This window comes from Pseudomonas sp. GW-45, from assembly GCF_056896675.1.
Genome location: NZ_CM167674.1, coordinates 3,496,408 through 3,512,255 on the forward strand (window position 1 = coordinate 3,496,408; position 15,848 = coordinate 3,512,255).

Consider the following 15,848-nt stretch of genomic DNA (forward strand, 5'->3'; position numbering starts at 1 on the left):
AGGACCACCACCATGAGTATCGGCACAGAACTACTCAATGCGCCCTTTCCCCTGATCGTGCGCAACATGGGCGTCGGCATCGCCGAAGCCCAGCTTGAGCTGGACCTGGTTTCATTGCGCATCGCACGCATGATGGCGGGCTTTGCCACCGGCAGCGACGAAGACGAGAACGCGCCCGAAACCCTCTACAAGGTTGAGTTCAGCAACGGCAAATCCTACAGCCTGCTGGAGCTGGGTTTTACGCCAAGCTTCTATCAGTTTGTGGATACCGTGATTGAGCTAAAGCTGTCGATCAGCATCAACAGCGAGCGTAGCTCCACCTACAAACGTACTCAAGTGAAAGCCAGCGCCAAGGGTGTGGGGCTGCCATTCTTTGCTGCGGGTTCGATCAGTGCCAGCTCCGTAAGCGCCAGCTACGCCAGCAAATACCAGTACTCCGCAGAAGGCAGCTCAGTGATGCGCACCAAGCTGGTACCAGTGCCCGCGCCAGCAATTCTGGAGGAACGTATCCGCGCATTGATTGAGGCCGAGGGATGAGCCGTAAAACGTGGCGCGACCTAGCGAGGCAACAACCCCCTCCAACAACGATGAGCCCACCTGGGGCGAGCACCAGCCTGCAGCAGCTCAGCGGGCAGGTACCGGGGTTGCAGCGGCTATTACAGCAGCGGCAAACGCTAGAGAAGCAAATGCGATTGCTCGGTGGGCAAGCCGACGGCGCTGGCGCCTCGCGCGTTTATCCAGTGGCGAGTGCCGCCGAGCGACGTGCCGAGCAGGCCGAATGGGAGCAGCGGCGCGCTCAACAGCAGGGCAACTCTGCTACCCCAACACCCGCGCAACAATGGCAACAGCAGCGCGATAGCCAGCTGGAGCAGGCCAAGGCGCAGGCCTCCGGCCAGCAACAGGCGCATCTGAGCCTGTTGCAACGCCTTGATCAACGCGTCGATCAGGCCCGCAGCAACGCCCTATCGCGCCTGCAACAGCAGCGCAGCGAAAGTCTGCGCGAACCGCTGTTACGGCCCCTTACCGACCGCTTGAATAATGCTTTTAATGACACTGACAGCGCCGCAACCACATCGAACCATGCGACTACCCTGCAACACTTTGATGACCGCTACGCGCGACGCCAACAGCGCTTGCTCGGGGTCGAGGCTGGGCCGCTTGAGCAACTGGAACAGCGCCGTCAGCAAGCACAGGAGCGCCGCCTTGAAGAACGCCGCGAAGCCCGCCGCAACGAACGTCAGCAGAGCTTGTTGCAGCAACGCGCCGCCGAACGCCGTAGCCAACGCCCACAATTGAGTACTGATTAACCATGAGCAACTCCAGTGATTTTGTTAGCGGCTCGATTGAGCAGATACTCTTAGGGCTGGCCCGCGGCCTGCGTGATGCTCAGGCGGTGCTTGACGACATCCCCCCAACCGATGCGTTTGGCCGCCCTCAGAGTAGCTACCACCTCCCTTACCTCGACTTCAGCATCAAGGCTACCGTGGAAGCCAGCCTGCCAAGCGAGCAGGAAAACAGCAGCAGTGGCATCCGCAGCCTACGCACCAATGCAATTAAGGTCAGCCGCATCCCGCAACTCAAGTTGCAACTGCCAGATCTTAAAAGTGGCGGTGCCGCCAGTGCTGGCTCCACTGAACTCACCAGCACCTTTAGTGGCCGGCTGATATCGGTGCCACCAAGCAATAGCCTACCGACCCTGCGCATCAGCGCACGAGCAGTGGTACTGGAAGCCGCCAAACCGCTGCAAAGGCAGTTGGTTATTGAGGTAAGCAACAGCGCTGGCGAGCGCATTACCTTAGCGCCAGTGGAGCTGAATCTGGACCTGGAAACCAGCCTGCTACTGAGCGAAGCTGCCGGCGCAAAAAATCTCACCGAAGAGAAGCTGCGCAGCGGACTACAACTGGATCAGCGCTTGGTGCAAACCGACCAGCAAGGCAACGTGCAGGTCGGCGCAACCCTCAGCGACAAGCTACCAGCCAACACCAATTTGGTTCTGTTGATCAACAGCGGCGCCACTCTTACCCAGCTGATTTTGACCCCATAGGATTAAATACCCATGCAATGGAGCATCACCGGCACTGTGTTCGAAGCAGACGGCAAGCCCGCCACCAGTCAGGTCGAACTACAAATCTATGACATGGCCAGACAAGTCTGGCGTAGCGTCGTCAAGGGCAGCTTAAACAGTAAGGGGGACTTTGCGCTGAAGCTTGATCTAGCAGAAGAGCAGATCCTGCCTGCAGTCCGTCTCTGCGAGCCGAGCAAAGCCAAAGAACCCAGCCGAGTACTGGCCGAGGGAGGCCTGATCAAGGTCGAACCCGGCAAGCTTGTGCGTCTGTCCTACGGCGACATTGAGCGCTTGGGCAGCAACGCAGTCGCGCGCAGCGAGCGCGCCGCACCCTTTACCGAGGCCGATGACTATCTGCTTGCGGGCATGCCCAAAGAAGTCGCCAAAGTAACGTTGAGTATGGCCACCATACGCCTCAACCCGCAGCTGATTCGTGCCCAGCCTCAGGTTCAGCCTATTAGCAGCACTCATCTCAAGGTTCAGGCAGACCTCAGCAAGCAACTCGAAGTGCAATCGCTGGAGCTGAATCAAAAAGCGCAGTTGATCACCACCCTTGAACGCGCCAAGCAGACCACCGACAACGATCTGAAACAGGCGCAGTTGAAGGTCCAAACACTGGAAAAACAGCTGCAGAGCAAGCCTGCCAGCGCTGGCAATGAACAGATCGAACTAGCCACCCATCAGATCAAGCTCCAACTGAATGAGCAGATACTGCGCCAATCCACCGAATTTGAGCTGTCTACCGCGAGCTTGCAACGCAACCTGAATCAGAAAAATATTGAGATCGCGCAGTTCTCCGACCGGCTGGAACAGTTAAGCAAACAGCGCAGTGAAGCTGCAGCGGAAGCCGCCAACGCGCGCGAAGAAAGCGAACGGCTAAAAAGCCAGATGGATACCCAGGTCGATGCTGGCGAGCTATACACCAACATCGCCCGTCAACTGCAACAAGCCCAGAACAAACTGAATGAAGACGGCGTGCCCTACCGGCTCGGAAAAGTCTCTATGAACCTGAAAACCCTGGTCAACGGCAACAGTATGACACTGCCGACATTGGCCGAGCTGGATAAGCGCAACAGCGGCATCTTTACCGATGTAGCACTCGAATACTTACCGCAAAGCTCCACCAGCCAAAACACCGAGCCGCTGGTGACGGTACCCGATTTCAGCGACCTGACAGAAACCCTGGCGCGGCGGCTTGCCAGCGACTTGAGCCTACAACTGGAAGCGGCCTATCAGAGCGTGAGCGGCAGCACCCAGAGCATCGGCCAGGCAATCCGCCAAATACCCGCAAAAGGCTCATCGCTGCCACCCGGTGACAGCGTATTGGTGGTTTTCACTCAGGCCTGATAGCCGGAGCACAACAGCGAAGCAGTTTAACCCGGCTCAGCAACAGCCCAGCACACAGGAAAGACCCCATGCCCACCATTAAAGATTTGGTCAGCGACGTGATGGCAGCGCCCATCGGCGACATCATCGCCTCCGTCGGCCAAGGTGTTGCTCAAGCGCAAGAGGCGCTGGATCGCGCCTCACTGGCGCAGGTGCTCGCCATTTATCATGAAAGTGACAGCGATGAGATCAGATTGTTGCAAGAAATAGGTTACCAACCCACTTTCTACGCGCTGCCCGACACCACCGGTGAAATCCAGGTAGCACTCAGCATCAGCGGCCAGAACAGCGCCTTCAGCACCCCTGCAGCAACGACGCTGCCGGCAGCCCGCACTAAAGCAATGAGCCTGGCTGAGCGCTTCTTACCCCGCCTACCCGCGAGCAAAATTTACGCTGCTCCAGTGAATGCCGACCTGACCAACCGTTATGGCTTCCAAGCCAGCGCCGCTGCCAAAATTCAGTTCAGAATAGTGCCAGTGCCGGCACCAGGCCGCGTCAGCGAAATTCGCGTGGTGCCCGGCCTGCTAGGTAAACTGCTGGATGAGGCGGAAGCGCTGGCAGCGCGATTTTCCCTGGAAGTGATTGCGGTAGACAAAAATGGCGAGCCGCTGGCGACACCGCCAAGCAACAAAAAGATTACTGGGCAGTTGCCGGAAGCAGGTGAAATAAGCATAGCTGGCACGCAAATTCAGGTCAGTTTTGCTTGAGTTCGTTTTCCACCGTCAAACCAACGGGAACTGGCATTGCTCGCAAATGGCAACGCTCTGATATAACAAGCGGACCACACAAGCTCTATAAACTGAGTTTGTGTCCGCTACACACTCACTCCGCGTGCTTTCATCCATTGCTCAAACGCGACAAAGCGTCACTTGCCAATTTACAGTTTTGCGTCCATGTTTAAGCTTAGAAAGACGCTCTCAAAGCGCTCACTAAAAAGCAGGTAAACCTGCTTAATCCGTTCAGCTCGTGAGGACTGCCCGATGAAAAGCATACTGTTACCGGTACTAACTGCCAGCGCGCTATTTGCTGCCAGCGTGGGATTTGCCAGTGAAGGTGAAGACCTTTACAACAGCAAAGCTTGCGTTGCTTGTCACAAAATCGATACCAAAGTGGTAGGCCCGGCTTACACCGACGTAGCTAAAAAATACGCCGGCCAGGACGGCGCCGTTGAAACGGTTGCCGGCCATATAAAAAATGGCGTCTCCGGCCTCTGGGGGCCGATCCCAATGCCACCAAACCAGGTGACTGATGAGGAAGCCAAAATTCTGGCTGAGTGGGTGCTGAGTCACAATTGAAATGGTTTCGTATCAACAACAAACCCGCCAATTGGCGGGTTTGTTGTTGATGGCAATACCACTCGGTTTACTCGGCCTTACCTTCCTTACGGATCTCGGCTTCCATGCGCTTAAGGCCGATGTGACGCACATCGGTGCCCTTGACCAGATAGATCACATGCTCGGCCACGTTGCGCGCGTGGTCACCCACACGTTCAAGTGAGCGCAGCACCCAGAGGATATTGAGCACGCGAGTAATGGAGCGCGGATCTTCCATCATGAAGGTGATCATCTCGCGCATCGCCGACTTGTATTCCTGATCCACCGATTTGTCTTCACGCGCGACCGAGAAAGCCTGATCGGTGTCCATGCGGGCGAAGGCATCCAGCGACTCTTGCACCATACGGCGCACGTGGTGGCCGATATGGCGACACTCGACATAGCCCTTTGGCGCCTGACCGGTTTCAACCAAATCAATCGCTCGACGAGCAATTTTCGAGGCTTCATCACCGATACGTTCCAGATCGACGATGATCTTGGTGATGCTGATGACCAAACGCAGATCGCTGGCAGCAGGCTGGCGACGGGCCAGAATGCGCATGCATTCCTGGTCAATATCCAGCTCCATCTGGTTGATGGCGTCGTCCTTCTCCCGAACCTGTTCGGCGAGTTTGGCATCACCCTCGATCAGCGCCACTATGGCATCGTTGATCTGTTTTTCGACCAACCCACCCATTTCTAACAGCTGAGTGCGGATTTCCTCCAACTCAGCGTTGAATTGCTGGGAAATGTGCTGATTAAACGCTTCTTTATCTGGCATGGTGCGATCCCCGGTTAGCCGTAGCGGCCAGTAATGTAGTCTTCCGTCTGTTTCTTCGACGGGTTGGTGAACAGGGTGTTGGTATCACCAAACTCGATCAATTCGCCCATGTACATAAAGGCAGTGTAGTCGGATACCCGCGCCGCCTGCTGCATGTTGTGGGTCACGATGACAATGGTGAACTTGGTCTTGAGCTCATTGATCAGTTCTTCAATTTTCAGCGTCGAGATGGGGTCCAGTGCCGAGGCGGGCTCATCCAGCAGTAGCACTTCCGGCTCAACCGCGATGGTACGGGCGATCACTAAGCGCTGCTGCTGGCCGCCGGACAAGCCGAGGGCCGACTCGTTTAAACGGTCCTTGACCTCGTCCCACAAGGCCGCGCCTTTAAGCGACCACTCAACGGCTTCATCCAGCGTGCGTTTATTGTTCACGCCCTGAATGCGCAATCCGTAAGCGACGTTTTCGTAGATCGATTTAGGAAAAGGATTGGGCTTCTGAAACACCATGCCCACGCGGCGACGCAACTCGGATACGTTCACCCCTTTGGCGTAGATGTCCTGACCGTCTAGCAGAATCTGCCCATCTACCCGGCAACTATCCACCAGATCGTTCATGCGATTAAAGCAACGCAGCAACGTCGACTTGCCACAACCGGACGGGCCGATAAAGGCAGTCACACGGTTACGCGGGATCTTGATGCTGACGTTGTGCAATGCTTGCTTGGCGTCATAGAACAGGCTCAACCCCGGCACGTCCAGCGCGATGGTTTCCTGGTCCATGTTCATGTCTTGCTGCGGGCGACCCAGGGCGCTCATATCCATTGCGTGGGTTTTGGTACTGTTAGACATAGTCTTGAGTCCGCGTTGAAAGGGTTATCAGTTTTCCAGCGCTTTGTATTTTTCGCGCAGGTGATTTCGAATAGCGACCGCCGCAAAATTCAGCGAGGCAATGACGCCCACCAGCAACAACGCGGTGGCGTAGACCAGTGGACGGGCGGCTTCAACGTTCGGGCTCTGGAAGCCAACGTCGTAGATATGAAAGCCCAGGTGCATGAACTTCTGATCCAGGTGCAAATAAGGATAGTTGGCGTTCAGCGGCAATGTTGGCGCCAGCTTGACCACGCCCACCAGCATCAGCGGTGCCACCTCGCCAGCGGCGCGTGCCACGGCGAGAATCAGGCCAGTCATCATGGCTGGGCTGGACATCGGCAGAATTACCTTCCACAGCGTCTCGGACTTGGTTGCCCCTAGTGCCAAAGAACCTTCGCGCAACGAGCGTGGAATCCGCGTCAGACCTTCTTCGGTTGCCACAATTACCACCGGCACAGTCAGCAGCGCCAGCGTCAACGAGGCCCAGAGCAGGCCGCCAGTACCCAGCGTTGGTGAAGGCAGCGACTCCGGGAAGAACAACTGATCGATGTTGCCGCCCAAAAAGTAGATAAAGAAGCCGAGACCGAACACCCCGTACACAATCGAAGGGACACCCGCCAGGTTGTTTACCGCAATGCGGATGATGCGGGTGACCACACCCTGTTTGGCATATTCACGCAAATATACTGCTGCCAGTACACCGAAAGGCGTAACGATGACCGACATGAGCAGCACCATCATCACGGTGCCAAAGATCGCCGGGAAAACACCACCCTCGGTATTCGCTTCGCGCGGTTCAGCGCTGACGAACTCCCAAAGCTTGGCAAAGTAGTGACCCATCTTTTCCGGAACGCCCATGGCGTTGGGCTGGAACACCCGAACCACGGCCGACATGCTAATGCGCTTTTCCTGTCCATCCATGGCACGCGCCATCAGGCTATCGCGATTGAAGGCGGTGTACAGGTCAACCAGCTGGGTTTCCAGCTCGGCATAATGAGCGTGTTGCACCGCAGCCTCAGCGTCCAACTCCGCCTGAAGATCGGGCGTTAGCGCGTTGTCCAGTTCATAGCCGCGTTGACGCAGACGGATGCGTTCCAGCTCGGAGTTAATCTTGCCAATGGCGCCGGTTTCCAGTGAGTGAATTTCTTTGTAGATACCCTCAGCCCGCTCAACAGAAGCGCCTAGCGCCTGCTTAGCCTGCTCACCCTCAATGACCTTGCCATCCTGACTGACATTCAGCAGATAACCGTAAAAATTACCCCACTCGCGACGCTCGATGGCGATGACGTCTTCGGGGTAGCGCTCATCGGTCAACCAGTCGGCCACGATCCAGCGGAAATCCGCACCGTACAAATCACGGTTACCGACCTTCAGCAGCTCACGCTGCATAAATTCGGACTTTTCTGGATCAACCGGCAGCCCGGCGCCGTGCAGACGTTCAGTCGGCACCTGCTCGCGGGTAGTGACCTCACCAAGTAAGGTAATAGTCGGCTGGCCGGGGATGGTGTATTCCGCTTCCATAACGTCGGCTGGCCAAAAATGGCTGAGGCCTCGCACGGCGATAAGGAAAAGCAGGCCAAGCGTCATGATCACCGCAATGGCGACCGCGCCCGCATTCATCCAGACCCAGGGGCTACCTGTTTTGAACCAGGTTACAAAGTTGCTCTGTTTCACTGTGTAAATTCCTGTAGGTCAGAGTGAGGCATATTTCTTGCGCAGGCGCTGACGTATCAGCTCTGCTGCCGTGTTCATCAGGAAGGTGAAGCTGAGCAACACCAGTGCCGCAAGGAAGAGCACACGATAATGCGTACTGCCGACTTCCGATTCGGGCATCTCTACCGCGATGTTGGCCGATAGCGTGCGCATGCCCTCAAAGATATTCCAGTCCATGATCGGCGTATTACCGGTAGCCATCAGTACGATCATGGTTTCGCCCACGGCGCGACCCATACCGATCATCACGCCCGAGAAGATGCCCGGACTAGCTGTCAGAATCACCACGCGACTCATCGTTTGCCAAGGCGTAGCACCCAGCGCCAGCGAACCTTGCGTGAGGTGGCGCGGCACACTGAAGACTGCGTCTTCAGCAATCGAGAAAATCGTGGGAATCACCGCAAAGCCCATGGCCAAACCCACCACCAGAGAGTTGCGTTGATCAAAGTCGATACCCAGATCGCGGGTCAGGTAGACGCGCATATCGCCCCCGAAGAACCAGGCCTCGATATACACGCTGGCTTCAAAGCAGGCCAAGCCCAACAGCAGCGTAACGGGAATCAACAACGCAGCTTCCCAGCCATCAGGAATCGCCAGGCGCACGCGCTCAGGCAGCAGGCTCCAGGAATAGGCAAAGCCGATGAATACAATGGGCAAGAGAATCAGCAACGAGACAATGCCCGGCAGGTTGTCCTCCAGCAGCGGTGCCAACCACAAGCCTGCCAGGAAACCGAGGATCACTGTCGGTAGCGCTTCCATCAATTCGATCACCGGCTTGACCTTACGGCGCATGCCCGGCGCCATGAAGTAGGCGGTATATACAGCGGCTGCGATGGCAATGGGTGTGGCTAGAATCATCGCGTAGAAAGCGGCCTTCAGAGTACCGAAGGTCAACGGAGCCAAACTCAATTTCGGCTCGAACTCGGAGGTAGCCGAGGTGGACTGCCACACGTAATCGGGCTCAGGGTAGCTTTCGTACCAGACCTTGCCCCACAACGAAGACCAGGAGATTTCCGGGTGCTCGTTCTCGACGTCCCAGTAGCTCAGCTCGCCATTGTCGTGCTCTACCAGCAAATGGTCGGCGCGCGGGCCGATAGCAAAGGCGCGTACCGCTTGCTTATCCAGCGGCTCTACCAGCAGGTTGTTGTGGGCCGTGGAGTTGTAAATACCCAACTGACCTTCAGCATCGGTAGTCAGGAATACCTTGCGGCGTTCCTCCGGCTGAATCATCTGAATGGCTTCACCGGCTTGCTGATCAAAGCTGCGTACCGGGGTGAGCGTCGGTTTGCCGTTGCCGCGCACCATGAACCACTGCTGCAAACCGCCATTGCTATCACCAATAATCAGCGAGATACCGCCGAGCATCAAATTGCTGGCGGTCACTCGCCCGCCATTGGCGGAGACCACTTTATAGTGGCCGTTAAGCTCCCCGCGATCACGCAGCGACAGCACATCAACGTACTGATCATCGTTTACTACGTACATCCACTGGCGCAACGGGTCGATCAGGATGTTATCCACATCGCCTTGCGCCGGGCTGAGTGACAGCTCGCTTTGCGACGTGGTCACTTCACCGGTCATGATATTTTCTTGTCGGCTGATGGTGGTTACCAACAACTCGCGCCCTACGTTAGCCGCCAGCGTTAGCCCGCTGTCATTACCCGTCATGGCCACGTGCTCAAGCGCACGGCCTTGTTTGTCCAGGTCGATCGGCTCTTCACCGTAGGGGAATTTCAATTCGGGGGTAATCAACCGAACATCGTTCGGGTAGGTCACCTTGTAGTTATGTTTGCCGATGATCACCTGACCGTTACTCAGGCCAACGACGAACTGACGTGTGTTCGGACTCTCTACGCTAAAGCTGGAGACCGTTACGCCTTCAGGAATCGGCAACTGTTGATCGGAAATCAACCCGCCATCTGCCGTCTTGAAGAAGTTCACATGCCCGGCAGCGGAGACACGAATAGCCACCTCGCCCTGCTCTTCCATAGCCAGCATTAACGGCGGATCGCTCGCTTCCAGCCAGGTGGTGGAATAGCGTTCATGCTGTTCTATATCTGCACCGCCAAACAACGGCAGTACTTCCGACAGCAAATAAAGAAAGATCAGCAACACGGCAACGATCACACCCAGGCCACCAATCGCAACGTACCAGCGAGTGAAGTGATCCTTGAAGTGACGCATGGCTCGATGGCGTTGCATCGCAGGCGTATTGAAGTCGACGCGGGACGTCTTGGGTGATGATTGCATAGTCATGGCGCACACCCTACAGGGTCAATGTGACGAAATGGTTACAACGATATGACGGTAAAAAGGGGTGTGTCATCGACACACCCCCTTATCACTCAGGCATCCTTGCCCAACCAAGACTGGCTTAGAAGCCCAGTTCGGAGTGAACCTTGTCTACAGCGCGCTTGGGCATAGGCACGTAACCGTCTTTGAAGACGATTTCCTGACCCTGCTTGGACAGCATCATCTTAACGAACTCACGCTCCAGTGGAGCCAGCTCGCCATTCGGTGCTTTGTTCACGTAAACATAAAGGAAGCGTGACAGCGGGTAAGTACCGGCGATGGCGTTGGCTTCGTTGGCTTCGATGAACTCTTCACCTTCAGCCTTGGCCAACGGAACTGCGCGAACGCTGGAGGTCTTGTAACCCAGTCCGGAGTAACCTACTGCGTTCAGAGACTGGCTGACAGACTGAACAACAGATGCCGAGCCAGGCTGCTCATTCACGCCGCTGCGGAAGTCGCCCTTGCACAGTGCGTTTTCCTTGAAGTAACCGTAAGTGCCGGATACCGAGTTACGGCCGTACAGCTGAATATCACGGTCAACCCACTGACCCGTCAAACCCAGCTGACCCCAGGTGTTCAGCTCTTCGCCGCCACACAGGTGAGTAGAAGAGAAGATACCGTCTACCTGGGCCATGGTCAGGCCTTTGATCGGGTTATCCTTGTGAGCGAAAACAGCCAAGGCATCGATAGCAACAGGCACAGCGGTAGGCTTGTAGCCATAACGCTCTTCGAACGCCTGAATTTCGCTGTCTTTCATCATGCGACTCATGGGAGCGAGGTTAGATGTACCTTCAGTCAGAGCCGGTGGCGCAGTGGAAGAACCTGCAGCCTGAATCTGAATGTTGACGTTCGGGTACATGCGCTTAAACTCTTCGGCCCACAGCGTCATCATGTTAGCCAATGTGTCAGAGCCAACGCTGGAGATATTGCCGGATACACCACCAGCGCGCTGGTAATCTTCCAGACTCTGATCAACGGCAGCAAAGGCTGAGCTGGCGGCTACGCCGGCAGCAGCGAAGGTCACAGCAGCGAACATACGCTTGAGTTTCATGTCATTCTCCTAGATGAGGTAGTGTTTGCAACACGCGACTCAGTATCAAAGCGTGATGTGACAACTCTATTCACGAATTATGACAATTGTGTGAAACGCACTAACCAGCGCCCAACTCTGGCATTTGCTGGCAGAGAATGATTGAGACACCGGCCGCTATCCCTTACCATAGAAGGCTTAGCCGGATTTTATCGACGCTTTACCACCGGTGAACACAACAAATACAAATAGACCACTACTCGAGTGTTCAATGCACGACTTAGATATGGACCCGGTTCCGCAGGGTGAACTGGCGCTTAAAATCACCACCCTGCCCCGCGACTGCAACAGCTTTGGCGATATTTACGGAGGGTGGCTAGTAGCCCAGATGGACGTGGCTGGCACCAGCACCTCGGCGCGTATCGCACGTGGCCGTGTCGCTACCGTCGCCATCGACCGCATGGGCTTCATGGTTCCGGTACCGGTAGGCGCGCAGCTGGCCTTTCATTGCGACGTACTGGATATCGGCCGCAGCTCAATAAAGATGCTGGTTGAAGTCTGGAGCGAAGATCTGGCCCATGACGAAAGCCGCAAGGTAACTGAAGCCACCTTCGTCTTCGTTGCCATTGATGACCGTGGCCGGACCCGCGTTATACCGTCCTGATCGTCTTTGGGCCGGAGTAACAGCGCCGCCACCCCGACCGAGTGCTCGCTGATATGCTTCGTCCGCTGCTCACCGCCAGCCTTACGCTGGCGCGTACCATTGATTCCGCCAACAACCTGCTTGGCCGCAGCGTCGCCTGGCTGAGCCTATTAATGGTGCTGTTGACCTGCCTGATAGTGCTACTGCGCTACGGTTTCGATATTGGCGCTACCGCCACTCAAGAGTTGGTCATGTACGGCCATTCGCTCGCGTTCATGGGCGCTGCCGCCTGGGCTCTGCAACGCGACGCCCACGTACGCGTCGACATCTTCTTCCGACGCTTCTCTTCCCGTGGCAAAGCCCTGATCGACTTCTCCGGCACCCTGCTATTTCTGCTGCCCGTGTGCCTATTTCTCGCCTGGAACTGTTGGGACTACGTCAGCGTGGCTTGGCAACGACAAGAGCGATCAGCCGATGCCGGCGGCCTGCAGTGGGTGTATATCCAGAAAAGCTTCATTTTACTGCTGGTGGCCAGTCTGTTGTTGCAGGCGATATCGCAGCTAATCAAAACCGCTGCCGTTATATTCGACGCTCTGCCAAGTCACCTTCCCGCCAGCCATGAGGAGCATCTGTAATGGGTGTTGAATACATGGCGGTGGCATTGTTCATCTGTATCTGTCTGGCATTGATGGCCGGCTATCCGGTTGCCTTTACTCTGGGTGGCATGTCCCTGCTGTTTGCCGGGGGCGGCATCGCCCTCAATTTATTCGACCCAAGCTTCCTCGGTGCCCTGCCTAGCCGACTGTTTGGCACCATGAACAACCAGACCTTGCTAGCCGTGCCGCTGTTTGTGTTTATGGGTGTGATGCTGGAGAAGTCGCGCATCGCCGAAGACCTGCTGGATGCCATGTCGCGTTTATTCGGCGGCTTGCGAGGCGGGTTAGCGTTTTCCGTGTGCATTGTTGGCGCACTCTTGGCGGCCAGCACCGGGATTGTCGGCGCTACCGTGGTAACCCTCGGGCTACTGGCGTTACCGACCATGCTGCGCCGTGGCTACGACCCCTCGATCGCCACCGGCACCCTCGCCGCGACCGGCACCCTCGGGCAAATCATCCCACCGTCGATCATTTTGGTGCTGCTAGGAGATGTGCTGTCCAATGCCTACCAGCAAGCGCAAACCCGCATGGGCATCTTTTCGCCGAAAACCGTGACCGTCAGCGACTTGTTTATTGGCTCGCTGGTGCCCGGACTGATGCTCGTCGGTTTATACCTGCTGTACTTAGTCGGCGTTGCTATCTGGCAACCGCACAAGCTACCGGCGCTATCGCGCGAGGAACGCGCCGAGGTATCTTGGCGCGGCGTGTTGATGAGCTTGCTACCGCCGCTGCTCTTGATCATGTCGGTACTCGGGTCGATTCTCGCCGGTATCGCCACGCCAACCGAAGCCGCCGCCGTCGGCGCACTCGGCGCAACCTTGCTGGCATTGGCGAAGCGCCAGCTCGGGATCGGCAAGCTGCGTGAAGTGGCACAAGCGACCACCGAGATCAGCGCTATGGTATTCATGATTCTGCTCGGTGCTTCTATCTTCTCACTGGTCTTTCGTGGCTATGGCGGCGACGACTTGATTCACCACCTGTTTGACCAACTACCCGGCGGCGTTTTTACCGCCACCCTGGTAGTCATGCTGGTGATTTTCTTCCTCGGCTTTATTCTCGACTTCATCGAGATCACCTTTGTGGTGGTGCCGATTGTTGGGCCGGTGTTGCTGAGCATGGGACTTGACCCAGTGTGGCTCGGCGTGATGATTGCGCTAAACCTGCAGACTTCTTTCCTGACGCCGCCGTTCGGCTTTTCGTTGTTCTACCTGCGCGGCGTGACGCCGGCCAGCGTACCGACCTCGGCGATCTATCGCGGGGTGCTGCCTTTCATTGCCATCCAGATACTAATGCTGATCATCGCCGCCTGCTGGCCAGGACTGGTGACCTGGCTGCCGGGGCTGATGGGGCGCTAAACTCATAGCGCCCGCAGTCTACTTAGGCACAACGCCGACCACTTCACCAACAACGCGTTGCGCCAGCACGCTACCCCAGTGGCGGCTGTCGTCAGAGCTATCGCGATTATCACCCAGAAAGAAGTAATGCCCCTCAGGCACCCTGAAGGTACGGATTGCGCCGAGTGAAGCGTCCTTGAGGTATTGAATCTGGTACTGCTCGCTGCCAGCACTTTCCGCAAAGCGGTTAAATCCGTCGGTTTCGCTCACCAGATCGCTGGATAAAGTCTTACCATTGATCACCACGCCCTGCTCGGTCAACGCGATCACATCACCCGGCAAAGCCATCAGGCGCTTCACATAAAGTACATCGTGATCCGGTGGATAAAACACGTATACCTTGCCGCGCTGAATTCGCTCAGGTGCCACAGTTTCCGCACCCGGCAACGCATAACCAAATAGCGCAGACTGCGCAAAACCCCACTTCTGTACGATCACCACATCACCCTCAACCAGCGTCGGGTGCATCGAAGCCGAAGGCACCGCGTAAGGTTCGTAGAGAAAAGTGCGTACCAGCAGCACACTCAGCATCAAACCAAGGTAGAGGCCGATCAACACCCACACACGGCTATACCAGCGCCGCGGTTGGCTAGGATCGTAACGGCGAATGATCCAACAGGCATGCAGCGGGCAAATCACGCTGAACAATAGATGGATGCCCAGCACCAGATACCAGTCCACCGCGGCGACCACCAGCCCCACCAACAGATAGGGCCAAAACAGTCGCGGACGGTTTACATACAGAAAGACAAAAGGCTGCAGGAAGATGCCCAGCAGCACGGCGATCCAGATTTTGGGCGGGCTGGCAGTGGTCAAAAAAACTCCTTGGTGATCGCCTACACAGGCTTTAGCTGTGACCACAGCAGGCTGAGTAGATTCAGCTCCCCGTAGCATCCGGCTGCAAGGCTGGCGATTCCAACCGCAGGATCAAAAAACACAGCAACAACCCCAGGAGGTTGGTGGTTACCGGGTTAAAGGCCTCTACCAAGAGCGCCGGGCTGAGCAGCGCAACGTAAATCAGCAAGGTTATTAGCGCAAATGCGGCCAAATACACCGGCGGCTTGCCACCCAGGCGCAGCGCAATCAGCAGCCCGAGCACAATTTCCAACACGCCAGCCAGTGGCGAGGCGATATTCGCCGGCACACCCGCGCCGCTGGCTTCCACCAAGCTGATCTCAATCGGGCTGAGAAACAAAATCTTTGGCAACAGGCCATGGTAAATAAACAGAAAACCCAGGCCCAAACGGCAGAGAAACGCCGCCTGACTCAACATATTACTGGCCATCAACAAAGCGCTCCGCGTGGTCAGGTGTGGGCAAACGGCAATAGGCGTACTGACCAAACAGCTGGTAACGATTAAGCGCAATGCGGTCATACAACCAGTCACGCAGCGGCCGAGGAATAAGCCGAAACACACACATCCCACGCCACGGCCAGCCGATCCCAGCCATCACTCGAAAAAAAGCCTCGCTTTTCTCAAAGCAGCGCCCTTGCTCCACCGCCAGCATGGTCTCGAAGGTGTCGGTTGGATAACCAAACTGCCGCAGCAGCTGCGCACCAGGCTCGGACTGCACGCTGCAGAGCTGATACAGGTGTTTGTGGTCGTGGGTGATGATGAAGTTTGCCCAGGCGTTGCAGAGCTTGCAGACGCCGTCGAAAAGAATGATGCGGGGGGCTGGCGAGAGTGTTGGTGTACCCACAGTAAT

The 15,848-nt window shown here is 56.5% G+C and carries 17 protein-coding genes; 9 read left to right on the forward strand and 8 right to left on the reverse strand.

The genetic code is table 11. The features are described 5' to 3' along the window. Positions 1 to 12: 12 nt before the first annotated feature. From AC1XYH_RS16500 to AC1XYH_RS16525, 6 genes are all read left to right on the forward strand, one after another. A complete protein-coding gene (locus AC1XYH_RS16500; protein ID WP_483324203.1) occupies positions 13 to 537 on the forward strand; it encodes a hypothetical protein in 525 nt (174 codons plus the stop codon). Beyond that, positions 534 to 1,307, forward strand: a complete 774-nt coding sequence (locus AC1XYH_RS16505; protein WP_483324204.1) for a hypothetical protein — start codon at positions 534 to 536, stop codon at positions 1,305 to 1,307. The genes AC1XYH_RS16500 and AC1XYH_RS16505 overlap by 4 nt, the downstream gene beginning before the upstream one ends. Positions 1,308 to 1,309: 2 nt before the next feature. After that, positions 1,310 to 2,044 (forward strand): hypothetical protein, encoded by a 735-nt coding sequence (locus AC1XYH_RS16510; protein ID WP_483324205.1) that lies wholly within the window; start codon positions 1,310 to 1,312, stop codon positions 2,042 to 2,044. A gap of 12 nt (positions 2,045 to 2,056) precedes the next feature. Then, a complete protein-coding gene (locus tag AC1XYH_RS16515) occupies positions 2,057 to 3,412 on the forward strand; it encodes a PASTA domain-containing protein (protein WP_483324206.1) in 1,356 nt (451 codons plus the stop codon). Positions 3,413 to 3,480: 68 nt separating this feature from the next. Beyond that, positions 3,481 to 4,158 carry a hypothetical protein gene (locus AC1XYH_RS16520; protein WP_483324207.1) on the forward strand — a complete coding sequence of 226 codons (678 nt, stop codon included), beginning with the start codon at positions 3,481 to 3,483 and terminating at the stop codon, positions 4,156 to 4,158. A 273-nt stretch (positions 4,159 to 4,431) separates the two neighbouring features. Then, positions 4,432 to 4,746, forward strand: a complete 315-nt coding sequence (locus AC1XYH_RS16525; protein ID WP_483324208.1) for a c-type cytochrome — start codon at positions 4,432 to 4,434, stop codon at positions 4,744 to 4,746. Between the two features lie 67 nt (positions 4,747 to 4,813). On the opposite strand, the gene phoU is transcribed toward AC1XYH_RS16525, so the two are convergent. The 5 genes from phoU to AC1XYH_RS16550 all read right to left on the reverse strand — a co-directional run bounded on the left by phoU (position 4,814) and on the right by AC1XYH_RS16550 (position 11,470). Beyond that, on the reverse strand, positions 4,814 to 5,545 hold the full coding sequence (gene phoU / locus AC1XYH_RS16530) for a phosphate signaling complex protein PhoU (RefSeq protein ID WP_483324209.1): 732 nt from the start codon (positions 5,543 to 5,545) through the stop codon (positions 4,814 to 4,816). A 14-nt stretch (positions 5,546 to 5,559) separates the two neighbouring features. Further along, a complete protein-coding gene (pstB, locus tag AC1XYH_RS16535) occupies positions 5,560 to 6,393 on the reverse strand; it encodes a phosphate ABC transporter ATP-binding protein PstB (RefSeq protein ID WP_483324210.1) in 834 nt (277 codons plus the stop codon). A gap of 27 nt (positions 6,394 to 6,420) precedes the next feature. Next, positions 6,421 to 8,088: a phosphate ABC transporter permease PstA gene (pstA, locus tag AC1XYH_RS16540; protein WP_483324211.1), complete on the reverse strand. Its 1,668-nt coding sequence runs from the start codon at positions 8,086 to 8,088 to the stop codon at positions 6,421 to 6,423. A gap of 18 nt (positions 8,089 to 8,106) precedes the next feature. After that, entirely contained in the window at positions 8,107 to 10,383 is a 2,277-nt protein-coding gene (locus AC1XYH_RS16545) for an ABC transporter permease subunit (protein WP_483324212.1), read from the reverse strand. A 118-nt stretch (positions 10,384 to 10,501) separates the two neighbouring features. Further along, on the reverse strand, positions 10,502 to 11,470 hold the full coding sequence (locus AC1XYH_RS16550; protein WP_483324213.1) for a PstS family phosphate ABC transporter substrate-binding protein: 969 nt from the start codon (positions 11,468 to 11,470) through the stop codon (positions 10,502 to 10,504). A gap of 250 nt (positions 11,471 to 11,720) precedes the next feature. On the opposite strand from AC1XYH_RS16550, the gene AC1XYH_RS16555 reads away from it, so the two are divergent. Genes AC1XYH_RS16555 through AC1XYH_RS16565 form a run of 3 tightly spaced genes read left to right on the forward strand, consistent with a single transcriptional unit; the run spans position 11,721 to position 14,103 of the window. Next, positions 11,721 to 12,113, forward strand: a complete 393-nt coding sequence (locus AC1XYH_RS16555; protein WP_483324214.1) for an acyl-CoA thioesterase — start codon at positions 11,721 to 11,723, stop codon at positions 12,111 to 12,113. A gap of 53 nt (positions 12,114 to 12,166) precedes the next feature. Then, positions 12,167 to 12,727, forward strand: coding sequence for a TRAP transporter small permease subunit (locus tag AC1XYH_RS16560; RefSeq protein ID WP_483324215.1), 561 nt, complete (start codon positions 12,167 to 12,169; stop codon positions 12,725 to 12,727). Next, positions 12,727 to 14,103 (forward strand): TRAP transporter large permease, encoded by a 1,377-nt coding sequence (locus AC1XYH_RS16565; RefSeq protein ID WP_483324216.1) that lies wholly within the window; start codon positions 12,727 to 12,729, stop codon positions 14,101 to 14,103. The genes AC1XYH_RS16560 and AC1XYH_RS16565 overlap by 1 nt, the downstream gene beginning before the upstream one ends. Before the next feature lie 18 nt (positions 14,104 to 14,121). Here the strand turns inward: AC1XYH_RS16565 and lepB are convergent, their stop codons facing one another. The 3 genes from lepB to AC1XYH_RS16580 form a co-directional block, all read right to left on the reverse strand. Continuing rightward, entirely contained in the window at positions 14,122 to 14,958 is an 837-nt protein-coding gene (gene lepB, locus AC1XYH_RS16570; RefSeq protein ID WP_483324217.1) for a signal peptidase I, read from the reverse strand. Between the two features lie 61 nt (positions 14,959 to 15,019). Continuing rightward, a complete protein-coding gene (locus AC1XYH_RS16575; protein WP_483324218.1) occupies positions 15,020 to 15,427 on the reverse strand; it encodes a DoxX-like family protein in 408 nt (135 codons plus the stop codon). Beyond that, on the reverse strand, positions 15,417 to 15,848 hold the full coding sequence (locus AC1XYH_RS16580; RefSeq protein WP_483326406.1) for a thiol-disulfide oxidoreductase DCC family protein: 432 nt from the start codon (positions 15,846 to 15,848) through the stop codon (positions 15,417 to 15,419). Before AC1XYH_RS16580 ends, AC1XYH_RS16575 begins: the two co-directional genes overlap by 11 nt.

Bases quoted from the DNA above. Each gene is read 5' to 3' on its own strand.
- AC1XYH_RS16550 (WP_483324213.1), bottom strand. From the start codon at position 11,470: ATGAAACTCAAGCGTATGTTCGCTGCTGTGACCTTCGCTGCTGCCGGC.
- pstB (WP_483324210.1), bottom strand. From the start codon at position 6,393: ATGTCTAACAGTACCAAAACCCACGCAATGGATATGAGCGCCCTGGGT.
- phoU (WP_483324209.1), bottom strand. From the start codon at position 5,545: ATGCCAGATAAAGAAGCGTTTAATCAGCACATTTCCCAGCAATTCAAC.
- AC1XYH_RS16510 (WP_483324205.1), top strand. From the start codon at position 1,310: ATGAGCAACTCCAGTGATTTTGTTAGCGGCTCGATTGAGCAGATACTC.
- AC1XYH_RS16545 (WP_483324212.1), bottom strand. From the start codon at position 10,383: ATGACTATGCAATCATCACCCAAGACGTCCCGCGTCGACTTCAATACG.
- AC1XYH_RS16555 (WP_483324214.1), top strand. From the start codon at position 11,721: ATGCACGACTTAGATATGGACCCGGTTCCGCAGGGTGAACTGGCGCTT.
- AC1XYH_RS16515 (WP_483324206.1), top strand. From the start codon at position 2,057: ATGCAATGGAGCATCACCGGCACTGTGTTCGAAGCAGACGGCAAGCCC.
- AC1XYH_RS16500 (WP_483324203.1), top strand. From the start codon at position 13: ATGAGTATCGGCACAGAACTACTCAATGCGCCCTTTCCCCTGATCGTG.
- AC1XYH_RS16575 (WP_483324218.1), bottom strand. From the start codon at position 15,427: ATGGCCAGTAATATGTTGAGTCAGGCGGCGTTTCTCTGCCGTTTGGGC.
- AC1XYH_RS16560 (WP_483324215.1), top strand. From the start codon at position 12,167: ATGCTTCGTCCGCTGCTCACCGCCAGCCTTACGCTGGCGCGTACCATT.
- AC1XYH_RS16565 (WP_483324216.1), top strand. From the start codon at position 12,727: ATGGGTGTTGAATACATGGCGGTGGCATTGTTCATCTGTATCTGTCTG.
- AC1XYH_RS16525 (WP_483324208.1), top strand. From the start codon at position 4,432: ATGAAAAGCATACTGTTACCGGTACTAACTGCCAGCGCGCTATTTGCT.
- AC1XYH_RS16505 (WP_483324204.1), top strand. From the start codon at position 534: ATGAGCCGTAAAACGTGGCGCGACCTAGCGAGGCAACAACCCCCTCCA.
- AC1XYH_RS16520 (WP_483324207.1), top strand. From the start codon at position 3,481: ATGCCCACCATTAAAGATTTGGTCAGCGACGTGATGGCAGCGCCCATC.